This window comes from Kitasatospora sp. NPDC036993 (assembly GCF_055607525.1).
The window spans coordinates 1-15,983 of sequence record NZ_JBVJRP010000019.1; the positions used below are offsets into that span (position 1 = coordinate 1).

At 71.8% G+C, this 15,983-nt stretch carries 11 protein-coding genes and 1 pseudogene; 4 read left to right on the plus strand and 8 right to left on the minus strand.

Annotated features, from left to right (window positions below; translation table 11 throughout):
• Positions 1-173 (minus strand): annotated as a pseudogene (locus ACZ7C5_RS31335) (electron transfer flavoprotein subunit beta); the annotation flags it as partial.
• Between the two features lie 370 nt (positions 174-543).
• Here ACZ7C5_RS31335 and ACZ7C5_RS31340 point away from each other — a divergent pair.
• Together ACZ7C5_RS31340 and ACZ7C5_RS31345 are read left to right on the plus strand one after the other, a co-directional pair.
• Positions 544-1,818, plus strand: a complete 1,275-nt coding sequence (locus ACZ7C5_RS31340; protein WP_401079733.1) for a hypothetical protein — start codon at positions 544-546, stop codon at positions 1,816-1,818.
• Between the two features lie 26 nt (positions 1,819-1,844).
• Entirely contained in the window at positions 1,845-2,393 is a 549-nt protein-coding gene (locus tag ACZ7C5_RS31345) for a hypothetical protein (RefSeq protein ID WP_401079731.1), read from the plus strand.
• Here the strand turns inward: ACZ7C5_RS31345 and ACZ7C5_RS31350 are convergent.
• Positions 2,362-4,527, minus strand: a complete 2,166-nt coding sequence (locus ACZ7C5_RS31350; RefSeq protein ID WP_470323971.1) for a tetratricopeptide repeat protein — start codon at positions 4,525-4,527, stop codon at positions 2,362-2,364. The two genes, ACZ7C5_RS31345 and ACZ7C5_RS31350, sit on opposite strands and share 32 nt — an antisense overlap.
• A 213-nt stretch (positions 4,528-4,740) precedes the next feature.
• Here ACZ7C5_RS31350 and ACZ7C5_RS31355 point away from each other — a divergent pair, with 213 nt between their 5' ends.
• Positions 4,741-7,836, plus strand: coding sequence for an AfsR/SARP family transcriptional regulator (locus tag ACZ7C5_RS31355; RefSeq protein WP_470323972.1), 3,096 nt, complete (start codon positions 4,741-4,743; stop codon positions 7,834-7,836).
• A gap of 161 nt (positions 7,837-7,997) precedes the next feature.
• Here ACZ7C5_RS31355 and ACZ7C5_RS31360 read toward each other — a convergent pair whose 3' ends face one another.
• The 6 genes from ACZ7C5_RS31360 to ACZ7C5_RS31385 form a co-directional block, all read right to left on the minus strand.
• Positions 7,998-8,795, minus strand: coding sequence for a family 1 encapsulin nanocompartment shell protein (locus ACZ7C5_RS31360; RefSeq protein WP_401079725.1), 798 nt, complete (start codon positions 8,793-8,795; stop codon positions 7,998-8,000).
• Between the two features lie 65 nt (positions 8,796-8,860).
• Positions 8,861-9,910, minus strand: coding sequence for a Dyp-type peroxidase (locus ACZ7C5_RS31365; protein ID WP_470324033.1), 1,050 nt, complete (start codon positions 9,908-9,910; stop codon positions 8,861-8,863).
• A 14-nt stretch (positions 9,911-9,924) separates the two neighbouring features.
• The gene (locus ACZ7C5_RS31370; RefSeq protein WP_470323973.1) at positions 9,925-11,580 is read right to left on the minus strand and encodes a bifunctional aspartate transaminase/aspartate 4-decarboxylase; all 1,656 of its coding nucleotides are present in this window, start codon (positions 11,578-11,580) and stop codon (positions 9,925-9,927) included.
• Between the two features lie 62 nt (positions 11,581-11,642).
• The gene (gene aspT, locus ACZ7C5_RS31375; protein WP_470323974.1) at positions 11,643-13,316 is read right to left on the minus strand and encodes an aspartate-alanine antiporter; all 1,674 of its coding nucleotides are present in this window, start codon (positions 13,314-13,316) and stop codon (positions 11,643-11,645) included.
• Positions 13,317-13,530: 214 nt separating this feature from the next.
• Positions 13,531-14,151, minus strand: a complete 621-nt coding sequence (locus tag ACZ7C5_RS31380; protein ID WP_401079719.1) for an FMN reductase — start codon at positions 14,149-14,151, stop codon at positions 13,531-13,533.
• On the minus strand, positions 14,148-15,254 hold the full coding sequence (locus ACZ7C5_RS31385) for an LLM class flavin-dependent oxidoreductase (protein WP_401079717.1): 1,107 nt from the start codon (positions 15,252-15,254) through the stop codon (positions 14,148-14,150). The genes ACZ7C5_RS31380 and ACZ7C5_RS31385 overlap by 4 nt, the downstream gene beginning before the upstream one ends.
• 51 nt (positions 15,255-15,305) lie before the next feature.
• On the opposite strand from ACZ7C5_RS31385, the gene ACZ7C5_RS31390 reads away from it, so the two are divergent.
• Positions 15,306-15,848 carry a PP2C family protein-serine/threonine phosphatase gene (locus tag ACZ7C5_RS31390; protein WP_470323975.1) on the plus strand — a complete coding sequence of 181 codons (543 nt, stop codon included), beginning with the start codon at positions 15,306-15,308 and terminating at the stop codon, positions 15,846-15,848.
• Positions 15,849-15,983: the final 135 nt, after the last annotated feature.

Below are 15,983 nucleotides of genomic sequence, written 5' to 3' on the forward strand. Positions count from 1 at the left end.
TCGGCGCCCTCGTTCGCCTCCGCGATCCGCAGCGCCTGCTCCACGCCGTACTCGTCCAGCTCCGACAGGAGGCCGTCCACACCCTCCCGGTCAGTCGTGAGGTCGTCCGCGAAACGACGGTCACCCGTCGCGTCCGGCACGTGCTTCACACAGACGACGATCCTCAAGCTCATGAGCGGTTCTCCTGTCACGGGTGCGCGGGTGCACTGAATCCAGGGCCTCAGTCATGCCGAGGGTACTGAGTGCCAAGCCCGGCCCGGAACGACCCGCGCGCCACAAGCGCCACCTGGACCGGCATACCGTGTCGGCTCTCCTTCGACTGGCGTCAGAGGCTCCACCGAGAGAATACGGCACTCAGTACCCCTCGTAAAGGAACTCAGTACCCTTCCCGTCTTCCGGGGGCCTCCACCGGTCGGAGAAGTGGACACAAGGTTTCCGCAAGCACCGACCAGATCGCCTCATGGAATCCGCCAGACGGCGCGGGGACCATCGTCCCCGGGGCCGGTCGACGGCCTCGGCCTGGGATCAAGGAGGGGGAGAAGGATGACCTTGGTGCACGGGGAACAGGACACCACACCGACGAACGGGGAGCACGCGGCCACGACGGCCGCCTGGAGCAACAACGGGCCGTGGGAGACCCTGCGGGACCGCAAGGAAGTGCTCGTGGTCGCGCAGACGATGGTGTACGCGAAGCGGCTGCACGACTTCTACGCGCTGCTCGCCTCGGACCTGAGGATCCACGTGCAGTTCACGGTGGCACCGCACACGTTCAACGGGGGCACCGCGGAGGTCCTCCGGGCGCTGGGCGGCACCGTACTGCCGTGGGAGCAGGCGGTCCGGCACGAGTTCGACCTGGTACTCGCCGCCGGTTCCCAGGGGATCGAGCAGCTGCACGGCCCGGTCGTCCGGCTGCCGCACGGGGCGGGGAACATCAAGCTGTCCCGGCGCAACGGTCCGGACGGCGAGCGGGCTGCCATCGGGCTCGGTCCCGACTACCTCTACTGGGAGGGACGGCTCGTCCCCGCCGCGTTCGCACTGGCCCACGAGGAGGAACTGTTCGAACTCCGGCGCAGCTGCCCGGAGGCCCTGCCGATCGCCGAGGTGGTCGGCGACCCCTGCTACGACCGGATCGCCGCCGCACTGCCGCACCGGGAGCGCTACCGGGCCGCGCTGGGGCTGCGGCCGGAGGAGAAGCTGGTCCTGGTCTCCTCCACCTGGGGGGACGGCTCGCTCTTCACCCGGCTCGACGCCGTACTGCCCAGGCTGACCACGGAACTGCCCCGGCACGGCTACCGGGCCGTCCTGCTGGCCCACCCCAACATCGCCGCCAGACACTCGGCCTACGCGGTGCGCTCCTGGGCGAAGGCCACCGCCCGGGGCGCCGTCACGGTGATCCCGCCCGAGACGGACTGGCGGCCGCTGCTGGTCGCCGCCGACTTCGTCATCGGGGACCACGGCTCGGTCACCCTGTACGGTGCGATGACCGGCGCGCCCGTCCTGCTCGCCGAGTACCCGCACCGGCACGTCAACCCGCGCTCGCCGGCCGCGCAGCTCGCCGGCACCGCGCCCGCACTCGCGCCCGGACATCCACTCACCGGCCAACTCGCCTATGCCGCCGAGCAGTACCGCCCGGAGGACTACGCGGCCATCGCCGCCCGGATCAGCTCCGAGCCGGGCCGCTTCGACCGGAACGCCCGCCGGCTGCTGTACCGGGTCCTCGGTCTGGGCCAGCCGGCGCACACCCCGGATCCGCAGCCGCTCCCCCTGCCCGAGCCGCTGGACACGATCGCGGCGGCCGAGTCGCGGCGGGCCGGGTGACGGCCGCGCTGCACACCGTGCGCCTCGTGCCGGTCCGGGGCCCGGGGAAGGACACCGGGCCGGCCACCCTGTTCGAGGCCCGGGTGGTGTCCACGACCGGTGTCCGCCACGGCCTGCTGGCCGCGGACCCGGCGGACCCGGCGTCCACGTTGCCGGACGGATCGCCGGGGGCCGGGTTCGTGGACGAGCACCTCGTGCTCGACCTCTCCGAGCCGGAAGGGTTCCGCTGGCGCCGGCACGCCGATGTGCTGCACCTCGGACAGGTTCCGGCACCGGACGTCCACGCGCGGCTCGCGGCGGTGCTGTCGGCGCATCCCGGATGCGCGGTCGCCACCGCCGAACACCGCACGAGGACGGTGCTGGTGCTCGCCCGGACCGGGGCACGGCTCGTCCTGCGGTCCTGCGCCCCGGCCGGTGAGCCGGTCCCCCCGCCGGCCCTCGGCTCGCTGGCGCACGCCTGGCTCGCGGCCGGACGGGCACTGACCGAACTCGACCGGGTCAGCGCCGCCGGGTGCCACTGTCCGGGCTCCGGGTGGAGCCGGCTCACGTCCCGGGGTCGCCGGGACGGGGGGTGACAACAAAGTCCGCGCCGTAGACGCCGAGGCGGTCGGCCAGTCTGGCCGCCTCGGCCACGGCACGGATCTCCTGGTACCGTGCCAAGGACTGCTCGAAACGGGCGCGCGCCGCCTCGGGACGTCCGCGCAGTTCCTCGACCTGACCGGCGAACTCCAGCGTCCGTGCCTCCCAGTGGCCGGAGAGCCGGGCCCGGAAGGCCACGAGGGCCTCCTCGAACCGGGCCTCGGCGAGCTCGTACGCGCCCAGCCGGCCGTGCGCCAGGCCGAGGAAGGCCGTCGCGCGGGCCGCCTCGTAGTCGTCCTCGATCGAGGCCAGTTCGCGGCCCGCCCGCTCGATCGGCTCCACCGCCTCGGCCACCCGGTCCGCCAGCAGCAGCACCTCGCCGCACGCCAGCCGGGCCAGCGCCGCACCGCGTAGGTAGGCCTCGGCCTCGCGGAGCCGGACCACCTCGTGCAGGCAGTCGGCGGCCTCGTCCAGCTCACCGGCCATCCGATGGGTCTGGCTGAGCCCGTACAGCGCGTCCGCCTCGGCCAGCGGACGACACGTGTCCCGGGCGAGGTGGAGGGCTTCGGTGAACCAGCGCGCCGCCTCCTCCCCCTCGCCCGCGTTCCGCAGGCCGTTCCCGCCGCTGGTGAGCATCCGCAGCTCTCCGCTGCGGGAACCGGCCGCCCGGGCCGCCCGCCGCCCGATCCGGTGGGCCTCGACCCACAGCCGCACCGGACGCAGCCGCAGGAACAACGGCCACATGGCGTCGGCGAGTTGCCACGCGGCCGCGGGACGGTCCATTTCCTCGCACCAGCGCAGGACGTCGGCGAGCCGGTCGCGTTCCGCTTCGAGCCACTCCAGGGCCCGCACGTCCCCCTCGAACTCCCTGGCCGGGTGGACGGGGCGGGTGCGGTAGTCACGGGCGAGGGTGCGGTGGCTCGGCGAGACGACCGCCTCGGCGGCCGTGGCCGTGGCGAGGTACCAGTCGACGATCCGGTCGATTGCGGCTCTGGCGGGCGGGGTGTCCCGGACCTGCGCCCCGTGCGCCCGGGCGTGCAGCCGCACCAGGTCGTGGAAGCGGAACCGACCGGGCCCGGTCTCCTCCAGGAGGTGCACGTCCATCAGGCCGTCCAGCAGCCGGTCGGCCGCCGCCAGGTCCACGTCCGCGAGCACCGCGGCGTTCTCCAGCGTGAACACGGGGAAGGGCAGCTGCCCCAGCAGCCCGTAGAGCCGGGCGGCGTCCGGTTCCAGCACTCCGTACGAGGCGTCCAGGAGATCCTGCACGGTCTCACCCTCCACGTTCAGCGCCACCAGCCGGTCGGTGCCGCGCCCGAGCATCTCGGCGGTCGCCGCGAGCGACTGGGCCGGGCGCGCCGCGATGCGTGCCGCTGCCAGGCAGATCGCGAGCGGCAGCCCTGCGCAGGCGTCCACCACCTCGGCGGCGGCGGCGCTCTCGTCGACCACCCTGCTCCTGCCGACCCGCTCGGCGAGGATCTCGGTGGAGGCCGCCGTGGCGAGCGGGCCCAGCAGCCGGAACACCGCGCCGTCGATGCCCAGCCCGGTGAGCCGGCGACGGCTGGTCACCACGACCACCGTGTGGTCCGTGCCCGGCAGCAACGGCCGCACCTGAGCGGCCGTCGAGGCGTTGTCCAGCAGCACGGCGATCCGCCGCTCCGCCGCCAGCGAGCGCCAGAGCGCGACGCCCTCCTCCAGGCTCACCGGCACCGGAGAGATCCCGAAGGCGCGCAGGAAGCCGCCGAGGGCCTCGGCCGGGTCGGCGGGACCACCGGGCGCGTAGCCGCGCAGGTCCGTGTACAGCTGGCCGTCCGGGAAGCGGCCGGCCTGGCCGCGCAGCCACTGCGCGGCCAGTGCCGTCTTCCCGACCCCGGCGGGGCCGGTCACCACGACAGTGGCGTCCGCGAACCCGGTGTCGGGCGCCAACGAGCGGTCCAGTGCCGCCAGATCGGCCTCACGCCCGACCAGCCGGCGTGGACAGGGCGGCAGTTGCCGTGGCGTGGGCAGGACGGGCGGCCCGTGCAGATGAAGCCCGCCGTGGATCGAACCGGCCTGCACCACCGGGCCGGAGACCGTCGCGGCACCGGCCAGCGAGTTCCGCACCACTCCGTACGGCAGGTTGACGTCGTTCACCGGCACCTGCCGGACGCGGTCGATCCTGTCACTGGGCCCCCCGGCCTCGGACGAATTATCGCTATGGCGCTAGCAGATGACGTGTCGTCAAGTCGAGAATATTCCCAAAAGCGTGGTCATGGAACCCGGCGGTGGTATGGCCGATTACCCCGGGCTCATGCGATGCTCACCCGCGACACGGCAAGCTGGTGGCCAACCGGCGGGGGGCGTCGCGTGAAGTTCCATCTCCTGGGCTCAGTTGAACTATCGGTAAACGGCGAGCAATTGGCGATTCCGTCCGACAAGCGCCGACAGCTGCTGGCGGCCCTGGCCCTGGAGCCCGGAAGGTCGCTCTCCCACGACTCGCTCGTGTACCGACTGTGGGGCGAGGACCCCCCGCCCAGCGCACTGACCAGCCTGTACAGCCATGTTTCCCATCTGCGTGCGCTGCTGAGACGGGCGGCCCAGGCCGCCGGGACGAATGACCTCCGGGAAGCACCCGCGATCGACACCTGGTCGCACACGTACACCTTGCGGGCGGACCCGCTGCTGATTGACTGGCATCGGTATCTGGACCTCTCCGACCAAGCCGGACTACTCGCCGAGAACGGACAGGACCACCAGGCCAGAACCGTACTGAGCCGCGCCGCGAGCCTGTGGTGCGGCGAACCCCTGGCCGGACTGCCGGGCACCTGGGCCCAGACCACCCGTGCCGCCATGGCCGACCAGCACTTCACCACCACACTGCGCCGGATCGAGATCGACCTGCGGATCGGCCGCTTCACCGAACTGATCCCCGAACTCACCGCCCTGCGCGAGGACCGCCCCGCCGACGAGCGGCTCGCCGGCCACCTGATGACCGCGCTCTACGCCGCCGGCCGGCCGGCCGACGCGCTGGCCGTCTACCCCGCCGTCGTCCGTCTGCTGCACGCCCACTTCGCCACCGAGCCCGGCGAACGGCTCACCCGGCTCCACCGGCTCATGCTGCGCGGCGACCCACTCCCCGGCACACCGGAACGGGTCGAGGCCGTCCCGGCCCCCCACTCCCGGACCGTCCCACCCGCGGACGTCCCCGGACAGCACCGGCTGATCGGCCGGGAGGACGACCTCCGCCGGGTGCTGCCCGGCCCCGACGCCCGGCTCGCCCGCGGCGGCGTGGTCACCGTCTCGGCGATCCTCGGCATGCCCGGGGTCGGCAAGACCACCCTGGCCCTGCACGCCGCCGACCTGATGCGCGAGCACTTCCCGGACGGCTACGCCTACCTCAACCTGCGCGCCCACATCGGCAACCAGCCGCCACTGACCCCGGAGGCCGCGGGCACCCTGCTGCTCAGACGCCTCGGCGTGCCCGCCACCACCATCCCGCTGGACGCCGACGAGGTGTTCACCCTGTGCGCCGAGGCGCTCTCCACGCGCCGCGCGGTCGTCGTGCTCGACGACGCCTCGAACGCCGCTCAGGTGCGGCCGCTGCTGCCGCCCGCGCCTACCGCCCTGGTGATCGTCACCAGCCGCCAGCGCCTCACCGAACTCCCGGGCGCCCGACCGGTGTTCCTGGACGTACTGACGGTGGACGACGCCGTCGCCCTGTTCACCGACGTGGTGGGCCCCGAACGCTCCACGGACACCGGGAGCGTCATCGAGATCGTCGAGCGTTGCGGCTACCTGCCCCTCGCCATCGAGATCGCCGCCAGCCGCTTCAAGGCCCGCCCGTCCTGGACCCTCCGCCACCTCGCCCGGCGACTCTCCCGCAAGACCGGCCGGCTGGCCGAGATCCGCAGCGGCACCTCCAGCATCGCCCGGGTCTTCGAGGTCTCCTACCGGTACCTCTCCGCGAGCCAGCGATCTGCGTTCCGGCTGCTCGGCCTCTATCCCGGACCGGATTTCGGCGTGCACGCGGCGGCGGCCCTGTTCGGGTGGACGATCGATGAGACGGATGAGGTTCTGGAGGCTTTGCTGAACTGCCATCTCATCCAGGAGATATCGCCCGAACGCTATCAACTCCACGATCTTCTCAGGGAGTTCGCGGTAGCGTTGGGAGTCGATGAGAATCAGCGGGAATCGGCGGTCCGGCGACTGCTCCGCTTCGCCCTGCACGCCGCCGACCGCGCCGACCACCTGCTCTACCCGCACAGATCGAGAACTCCGCTTCCGAGAGATCAACAACTCGAAGACCTGGCAGGATTGTTGGGAGATTTCGAGATCAACTCTCCTGAATCCGCCAGGACTTGGCTGGAGGATGAACACGCCGGCTTGATCGCCCTGGCGGCCCACGCACCGCGCATCGGGCTCACGGAGAGCAGTGCTTGGCTCGCCCACGTCCTGGCCGGCCACCTGGGCGCCGAGGCCTACTGGAGCGAGGCCCAGGACATGCACCGGGCCGCCGCGACGCACTGGCGGTCGCAGGCGAACGACCGGCAGGAGGCTCGGGCCCTGATCGATCTGGGCGCGACGCTCGCCACCGCCTCCCGCTACGAGCCCGCGGCCGAGGCCCTCGAACGCGGGCTGTCCCTGGCCCGGGCGGAGGACGACCTGGACGCGGCGGCAAACGCCCTCAACCTGCTCGGCCGGGTGCGATGGGACCAGGCCCGGCTCCATGAGGCCCTCACGATCCAGCAGGAAGTGCTGGCCATTCGGGAGGAACAGGGCGACCGGTGGAACGTCGCCCGCTGCCTCGTCAACATCGGCATTCTGCACCGCTCCGTGGGGGACGAGGATTCGGCACTCACCGTCTACCACGACGCGTTACAGCTGGCCCGGAACTTCGATGACCGAATCCTTGAATTCCGGACACTGAACAACATCGGTGAAGTCCATCTCAGCGCCGGGCGGATTTCGATGGCACGGGGCATATTCGAGCACCTTCTGGACGGCCGGGACAGCACCATTCCTCCGCTGGACCTTTCCGCGGCCCGAACGAATCTCGCCGGGACTCTGGAAATCCCCGAGGAGCTCGAAACCGCCCTCGCGCTCTACCGGTCGGCTCTGGCAATCTTTCGCGAGACCGGAACGGTCCGCCATGAGGCGGACGGTCGCAACGGCCTGGGCCAGGCCCTACTCGCCGCAGGCCGGCACGCGGAGGCGCGGGATCAGCACGCACTCGCCCTTGAGCTGGCCGGCTCCATCGGCGCCGCCCGCGAGCAGGCGGCCGCACTGCGCGGCCTGGGCCGCTGCGAGGCGGCAGCCGGAAACCCGCCCGCCGCCCTCGCACATCTGACGGCGGCCATGACTTTGGCCGAGCAGGTCGACATCGCGGACGAGGCCGCACGAGTTCGCTCCGCGCTCGCCGAACTTCGGTCGAAATTTTCACACGATCATCATTTATCGAAATGAAGTTCGACTCTCGGGCATCGATTTGGTCGACGGGCCTCGCATCTGATTGAATTCCTCCACCTCGGGGACCTTGACGACCAATTGAGCCCAGAAAGTACGAGCGCCATGAGCATGTCTGTGTACATAGCCCACCAGATCCTCGAATCGATCGCGCTCTGGTGCTAACCCCGTAGCACGACGGCCGCCTCTCCCGTGTACGCCCGGAAGGTCAGCGACTCCTGAAGGTAGAGCTGAATCGTTTCTGCATCGTGGGAGAGGTAGCCCACCGAGGCGTCCTGGCCGAGGAAGAGCTCGAAGTCGCCGCCGCGGGTGGAGAGCAGGAAGGCGCCCTCGATGGCCGGGGCCCAGATGATCTCGCCGTCGAGGAGGCGGGCGAGGTGGTTGTGGACGGGGTAGCCGTGGTCGCTGGTCTCGTTGACTGCGGTGAAGGCGGCGGCGCCGAGCAGGAGTGAGTAGGGGCCGCCGACGCCGGCGAGGCGGAGGGCCGTGAGGGCGTGGCTGACCGCCTCCGGGTATTCGCGGACGTCGTCGGGGAGTTGGACCGGGGGGTTGGTGGAGGCCGCGCGGATGCCGTCGATGCCGCCGGCGCGGTAGCCCTCGAAGACGGCGCGGTCCTCGGCGAGGGCGAGGGTGCGGGCGGCGTCCTTGACCGGCTGCCAGTCGGAGTCCCTGGAGCCACGTTCGACGTCGTCCACGGCGTCCCGGCGGACGGTGAAGGGGACGCGCAGCTCGACCACCGGCTGGGCGGCGCGGGCGCGGGCCCGGACCCCGTCCGTCGGGGGCTCGATCCCGGTCAGGTGGCCGGTGCCGACGGCGGAGAGGGTGGCGCCCTCGGGGCCGTCGAGGTCGACCACCCGGCGGCCGGCGATGTGGAGCCTGAAGGTCTGACGGGCTTCCTCCTCGATCTCCTCCCATGCGGCGGCGGAGATCGGGGCGAGGTCCCGGTGGAGGTTGTTCATGTGCGGGGTCCTGTTCGGGGGGCTGCCAGGGACGGCAACGGGCTGTCAAGGGCTGTCAGGCGCTGTCACGGGGTCCGCTTGAGGCTGCCGATGCCGAGCGAGCCGTCTCCGGAGGAGGCGGCCGGGACGGAGCCCGGAGCGAGGGCAGCGGCGGGGGCAGGGGCAGCGTCCGAGCCGGAGCCGGACGCCGACGGCGGGGAGTCGAGGAAGTCGGCGGTCGGGACGAAGAACAGCCCGCCGGTGACGGCGGTGGAGAAGTCGAGCAGCCGGTCGGTGGTACCCGGCGGATTGCCGACGAACATGTTGCGCAGCATCTCCTCGGTCACCCCCGGGTCGGCCGCGTAGCCGATGAAGTAGGTGCCGAACTCGCCGCCGCGGTCGAAGGACCCGAACGCCATGTTGAAGCGGAGGATCTTCCGTTCCGCGCCGTCCGGCCCGGTGATCACGGTGAGCGCCACGTGCGAGTCGGCGGGCTTGACCTCGTCGGCCAGTTCGATGTCGGTGAGCTTGGTGCGGCCCACCGCCCCCTCCTGCTCCTCGACGTCCAGCGCGTTCCACGCGTCCAGGTCGTGCAGGTACTTCTGGACGATGACGTAGCTGCCCCCGGCGAACCCCGGGTCCTCCGCCCCGACCAGGGCGGCGCTCACCGCGGCCCTGCCCTCGGGGTTCTCGGTGCCGTCGACGAATCCGAGCAGGTCGCGGTCGTCGAAGTAGCGGAAGCCCTGGACGGCGTCGACCACGGTGGCCGCCCCGGCGAGCCGGTCGACGAGCCGGCCGGCCAGCTCGAAGCAGAGGTCCATCCGGGCGGCCCGCAGGTGCAGCAGCAGGTCGCCGGGGGTGGCCGGGGCCCGGTGGCGGGTGCCGGTCACCTCCTGGAAGGGGTGCAGCGAGGCCGGGCGGGGGCCGTCGAAGAGGCGGTCCCACAGCTCGGAGCCGACCCCGGTGACGCAGGTGAGACCGCCGTCGGGGATCCGGAAGCCGACCGCGCGGCGCAGTCCGGCGAGGTCGGGCAGCAGGTCGCGGACGGCGGCCTCGCCGCCGGGTTCGACGGTGAGGACCAGGAAGATCGCCGCGTCGGTCAGCGGGGAGAGCACGGCTTGCGGTTCGGCCTGCATGGTCACGGCCTTCCTCAGGACGCCCGGGAGGCGTCCCACTCGGCGCGGTAGTCGGCGAAGACCTGCTTCAGGTGGTGTCCGATCTTCAGGTAGTCGAGGTCGTCGAGGTTCGCGAGCGAGACCCGGACCGACCACTCGGGCCCGTCGAAGCCACCCCCGTTGAGCAGCACCACGCCGGTTTGCTCGGCGAGCCGGAACAGCGGTTCGGTGGGCTCGTAGTTCTTCTCCAGGAAGGCCGCGAAGTCCCTGCCCGCGACCCGCTCGGCCTCGGCCAGCAGGTCGAGTTCGACGTAGTAGCCGGCCCGCCCGGGGTCGTCCGCGATCTTCATCCCGGAGCCCTCCATCAGCAGGTCGAGCCGCTGCCGGACGATGCCCTGCACCCGCGCCTTGTAGGCCTTGCCCTCGGGCAGCAGCGCGAACAGCGAGAAGAGCACCATCTGGACCTGCTGCGGCAGGCTGAGCCCGGCCGTGTGGTTGAGCGCGACCTGCCGGGAGTCGGCGACCAGCCGGTCGATGAAGCGGATCTTCCCGGGCTCCAGGCTGAGCGTCCCGTACCGCTTGGCGAGGCGTTCCTTCTGCTCCTCCGGGAGGGCGGCGATCAGCTCGTCGATCACGTTGTCCCGGTCCAGGCCGATCACGCCCAGCCGGTGGCCGGTGGCGCCGTAGTGCTTGGAGTACGAGTAGACGAGCAGGGTGTTGCGGGGCAGTTCGGCGGCCAGGGTGCGGAAGCCGTCCACGAAGGTGCCGTAGACGTCGTCGGTGACGATCAGCAGATCGGGGTTGGCGGTGGCCACGATCTCCTTGATCTGGTCGGTGACCTGCCTGGACAGCGCGAGCGAGGGCGGGTTGCTCGGGTTGACCAGGCAGACCAGCCTGATCTCCGGGTCGGCCAGCTTGGCGACCTCCTCGGCCGGGTAGCGCCACTCGCGCACCCCGGTCTCGACCAGCTTGTCGGCCTGGATCTCGACCACCTCGAAGTCGTAGTCGTCCAGTGCGGGGATCTCGATGTACGGGGTGAACACCGGCACCATCAGGGCGATCCGGTCGCCCTTGCGCAGCAGGCCGTTCTTCATCAGCGAGTCGAAGACGTAGCACATCGCGGCGGTGCCGCCCTCGGTGGCGAACAGCTCGGGCTGCTGCGGCGACGGCGGCCGGCGGTCCATCAGCTCCTCGTGCAGGTAGCCCCGGACGATCTGCTCGGCGTGCACCAGCATCCGGTCGGGGACGGGGTAGTTGTCGCCGATGCTCGCGTCGGCGAGCTCGTGGACGAAGGCCCCGCGCTCGAACCCGAAGCGGTCCACGGCGAGTTCGACGCTGCGCCGGAGCAGCTCGATGCCGGGCAGCTCGGGGTGGCTGCGGACGAAGGCGTCGAAGCGGCCCGCGATGCCGGACCGCTCGGGCATGCCGCCGAGGTCGTCGGCGGTCCAGACCCGGCGGCTCTCGGCCAGCGCGAAGTGGCCGAGCGCCAGGCAGGCCTCCCGGGGACCGGTGCAGACCCAGTTCGGGTTGCCGCGGCCGGCGTTGAGCATGTGGGCGGTGGACTTCTCCTTCTGCCCGGGCTCGTCGCTCTGGCAGGCCTCGGCGAGCCGGACGAACTCGGCCTTCAGCTCGAAGGGGCTGAGCCTGGCCAGCCGGCGGATCTCCTCGCGGCCGATGGTGGGCTTCGTCATGCGTTCTCGACGCTCCTCGGGAAGGGGGGGCCATTCGCTGCGCGTGCTGACGGACGGTCGGTTCAGGCGCCCAGCATGCCGACCAGGATCGGACCGGTGAGCGGGAGCAGGAAGTTGGAGATGGTGTAGGTGATCGTGTAGCCGAGCATCGGGATGCTGCTCTGCGCGACGTTGGTGATGGTGGTGATCGCCGGGGTGCTGCACTGCTGGCCGGCGATGGCGCCGACCAGGATCGGCGGCTCGATCTTCAGCAGTCTGCGGCCGACGAACAGCGAGAGCAGCGCCGGGACGCTGACCATGAGGATGCCGGAGAGCGGCAGCAGCACCGGGTGGTCCCTGAGCAGCGTGGCCGCGTCCGGGCCGGCGGCCAGGCCGGTGACCGCGATGAAGACCGAGAGGCCGAGGTCCTTGGCGGTCTGCGCGGCGACCGGCGGGTAGGCCCCGAAGGTGGGCCGCTGGGCCCGGACCCAGCCGAAGACCAGTCCGGAGACCAGGCAGCCGCCGCCGGTGCCGAGCGAGAGCGCGGCGTCCCCGGCGTGCACGGTGATCAGGCCGATCAGCACGCCGACGCAGATGCCGAGGCTGATGTAGATGTAGTCGATGGCGTCCTTGCGGATGCCGACACCGGCCTTGGCGGCGAACCGCTCGACGGCCGAGCGGGCGCCGGTGACGGTCACGGTGTCGCCGCGGTGCAGTTCGGTGTCGGGGACGGCGGGCAGGTGCTGGTCGACCCGCCGGACGTCGGTCAGGTAGATCCCCGAGGTCGTGGCCGGCTGCTCGGCGGCCAGCTCCCCCGCCGTCCGGCCGACGAAGTCCTTGTTGGTGAGGACGATGTCGCGGACCACCAGCGGGCTGTCCAGGCCGGGCACGCCGGAGGTCTCCGGGCCCAGCTCGTGGCCGGTGTCGATGACCGCCTCGCGGCGGCCGACCAGCAGCACCAGGTCGCCGCGGCGCAGCCGGAAGTCCGGCTCGGGGTGGAGCGTGCGGCCGTCCCGCCGGACGCCCTCGACGGTGACCAGGCCCGGCTGGACCTCCTCGACCCCGGCGACGGTCGAGCCCTCGCCCTGGGAGACCAGGTAGCTGCGGCCGACCAGCGGCGGCAGCGCGGGCTGCTCGTCGCCGTCCGGCGCGCCCTTGCCGCCGCGCAGCTTCTGCCACAGTTCGCGGGAGGCGTCGGGCAGCTTGATCCGCATCATCAGCGGGAACACCTGGCTGGTCAGCAGGACGATGGAGACCAGGCCGAAGAGGTAGCAGACCGAGTAGGCGGCGGCCACGTGGTTCTGCAGCTGGGCGGACTCGTCGGCGCTGACGCCGGAGAGGTTGGAGATCGCCTCCTGGGCGGTGCCGACCACGGCGGACTCGGTGGCCGCGCCGGCCAGGATGCCGGCCGCGGTGCCGACGTCCAGGTCGAAGGCCTTGCCGATGCCGTAGGCCATCGCGACGACCAGTACCGCCTCCATGACGCAGAGCACGGCGAAGCGCAGGCCCTTGGCGTTGAGGTTGGCGAAGAACTGGGGGCCGGCGATGTAGCCGAGCGAGAAGATGAACAGGGCGAAGGCGACGTTCTTGACGTCGGCGTCGACGCTGACGTGCCGGCTTCCGATCAGCATGGCGACGATCAACGTGCCGCAGATGCCGCCGAGTTGGATCGGTCCGACGTGCAGCTTGCCGAGCAGGTAGCCGAGCGCCAGGCAGACGAACAGCGCGAGGACGGGATTCTCCCGCAGCAGGCTCACGGCAGCCGCCCCCACCGCGGCGAGGGGGTGCCGGAGGGAGGAAGGACCAGCACTGATCCGATCATGGGAACGATTACATCGCAAAGCGGACAATCCGGCGCGGGGGACGCGCAGCCGGGCGGCCCCGCCGGAGGTCGCTCCGACGGGGCCGCCCGGGTGATCCGACCAGGCCTTCCGAGTGAGCGTCAGGCGCGCCGCCGCCCTCAGGCCCGGCTCAGACCCGCAACGCCGCCAGCTGCTCGGCGAACGGCACCACCTGCTCGGGCAGGGCCGCCGCCGGGGCCCGCCCGGCCGGCAGCGCCGCCAGCTCGCCGGCCGCCCGGTCGATCCGGCGCGGCAACCCGTCGGTGAGCCCGTCCCCCGCCGTGCCCCAGTCGTCGGTGGCCGCGTAGACGGCGGTCGGCAGCACCACCGCGCGCAGGTAGCTGAACAGCGGGCGGACGGCGTGCTCCAGGGCCAGCGAGTGCCTGGGCGTGCCGCCGGTGGCGGCGATCAGCACCGGCTTGCCGGTGAGCGCGTCGTTGTCGATCACGTCGAAGAAAGACTTGAACAGGCCGCTGTACGAGGCCGTGAAGATCGGTGTCACCGCGATCAGGGCGTCCGCCTCCGTCACCGCCCCGATCGCCGCGCGCAGCCCGGCACCGGGGAATCCGGTGACGAGGTTGTTGGCGATCTCCACCGCCAGGTCGCGCAGTTCGACCACGGTGACGTCCGCCTCGCGCCCCTCCGCGGCGAGCCGGCGCACGGTGGAGTCGGTGAGCCGGTCCGCCAGCAGCCGCGTCGAGGACGGCTTGCCCAGTCCGGCACTCACCACCACCAGCTTGAACGCGGTCACCTGGCCACCTCCGTCGTCTCGTTCTCCCGTGCGTCCCTGGCCGCGACCAGCGCGGCGTGGGTCGGCCCCTCCGGCACGCCGGCCGGGCGGCCCTTGGCGAACTCCCGGCGCAGCACCGGAACGACCTCCTCGCCGAGCAGGTCCAGCTGCTCCAGCACCGTCTTCAGCGGCAGGCCGGCGTGGTCCATCAGGAACAGCTGGCGCTGGTAGTCGCCGAAGGTCTCGCGGAAGGTCAGGGTCTTCTCGACGACCTCCTGCGGGCTGCCGACGGTCAGCGGGGTCTGCTCGGTGAACTCCTCCAGCGAGGGCCCGTGGCCGTACACCGGCGCGTTGTCGAAGTACGGGCGGAACTCGCGCACCGCGTCCTGGGAGTTCCTCCGCATGAACACCTGCCCGCCGAGGCCGACGACCGCCTGCTCGGGCGTGCCGTGACCGTAGTGGGCGTAGCGCTCGCGGTAGAGGTCGATCAGCTTCTGGAAGTGCTCCTTGGGCCAGAAGATGTTGTTCGCGAAGAAGCCGTCACCGTAGTAGGCGGCCTGTTCGGCGATCTCGGGGCTGCGGATCGAGCCGTGCCAGACGAACGGCGGGACGTCGTCCAGCGGGCGCGGAGTGGCGGTGAAGCCCTGGAGCGGGGTGCGGAAGCGGCCCTGCCAGTCCACGACCTCCTCGCGCCACAGCTGGTGCAGCAGCGCGTAGTTCTCGATCGCGAGCGGGATGCCCTGGCGGATGTCCTTGCCGAACCACGGGTAGACCGGGCCGGTGTTGCCGCGGCCCATCATGACGTCCACCCTGCCCTCGGCCAGGTGCTGGAGCATCGCGAAGTCCTCGGCGATCTTCACCGGGTCGTTGGTGGTGATCAGCGTGGTCGAGGTGGAGAGGATGATGCGGTCGGTCTGCGCGGCGATGTAGCCGAGCATGGTCGTCGGCGAGGACGGGACGAACGGCGGGTTGTGGTGCTCGCCGGTCGCGAAGACGTCCAGGCCGACCTCCTCGGCCTTGCGGGCGATGGCCACCATCGCCTTGATCCGCTCGTGCTCGCTCGGGGTGCGGCCGGTGGTGGGGTCGGTCGTCACGTCGCCGACGGAGAAGATTCCGAACTGCATGCTGCTCACCACATCCCAGGTAGTCCAACTTTCAACCACACTAGCACCCGGGTGCGGGCCGTTATTCCCACCGGCCGTTCCGGCGAGGAGGCCGTCCGCGAGGAGCTCCAGGCCTGCAACCGGGCCGTCTACGCGGCCGCCGCCGAGGAGCCGGAGCTCGCCGCGATGGGCACCACCGTGGCCGGGCTGGTGCTGCTGCCCGAACGGGCCCTGGCCTTCAACGTCGGCGACAGCCGGGTCTACCGGATCACCGGGGACGGGCTGAGCCGGGTGAGCGTGGACGACAGCCCGCCGCTGCCGCCCGGACGGCGCACCACCTCGGTGGTCACCCAGACGCTGGGCGGCTCGCTCGGGCTCACCTTCGTCGAACCGCACGTCCGGGCCGCGCCGCTGGCCGCCGGGGACCGCTACCTGGTGTGCAGCGACGGCCTGACCGACCCGGTGCCCGAGGAGGAGCTGGCCGGGCTGCTGGAGCGGTCGTCCGGGGAGGCGGACCGCTCGGACGGCAAGGCCGCCTTCGAGCTGTGGAAGGCGGCGATCGAGGCCGGCGGGCCGGACAACATCACCCTGGCGCTGGTCCGGGTCGGCGGGTAGTCGCTCCCGGCGGCACGGACCCCTGGCGACACGGGCCCCTACCGAAACGGACCCCTGACCGCACGGACCCCTGACCGCACGGACCCGCCCCGGGCGGGGCGCCGTAGCGCTCCGCCCGGGGCGGTCACCTGTCCG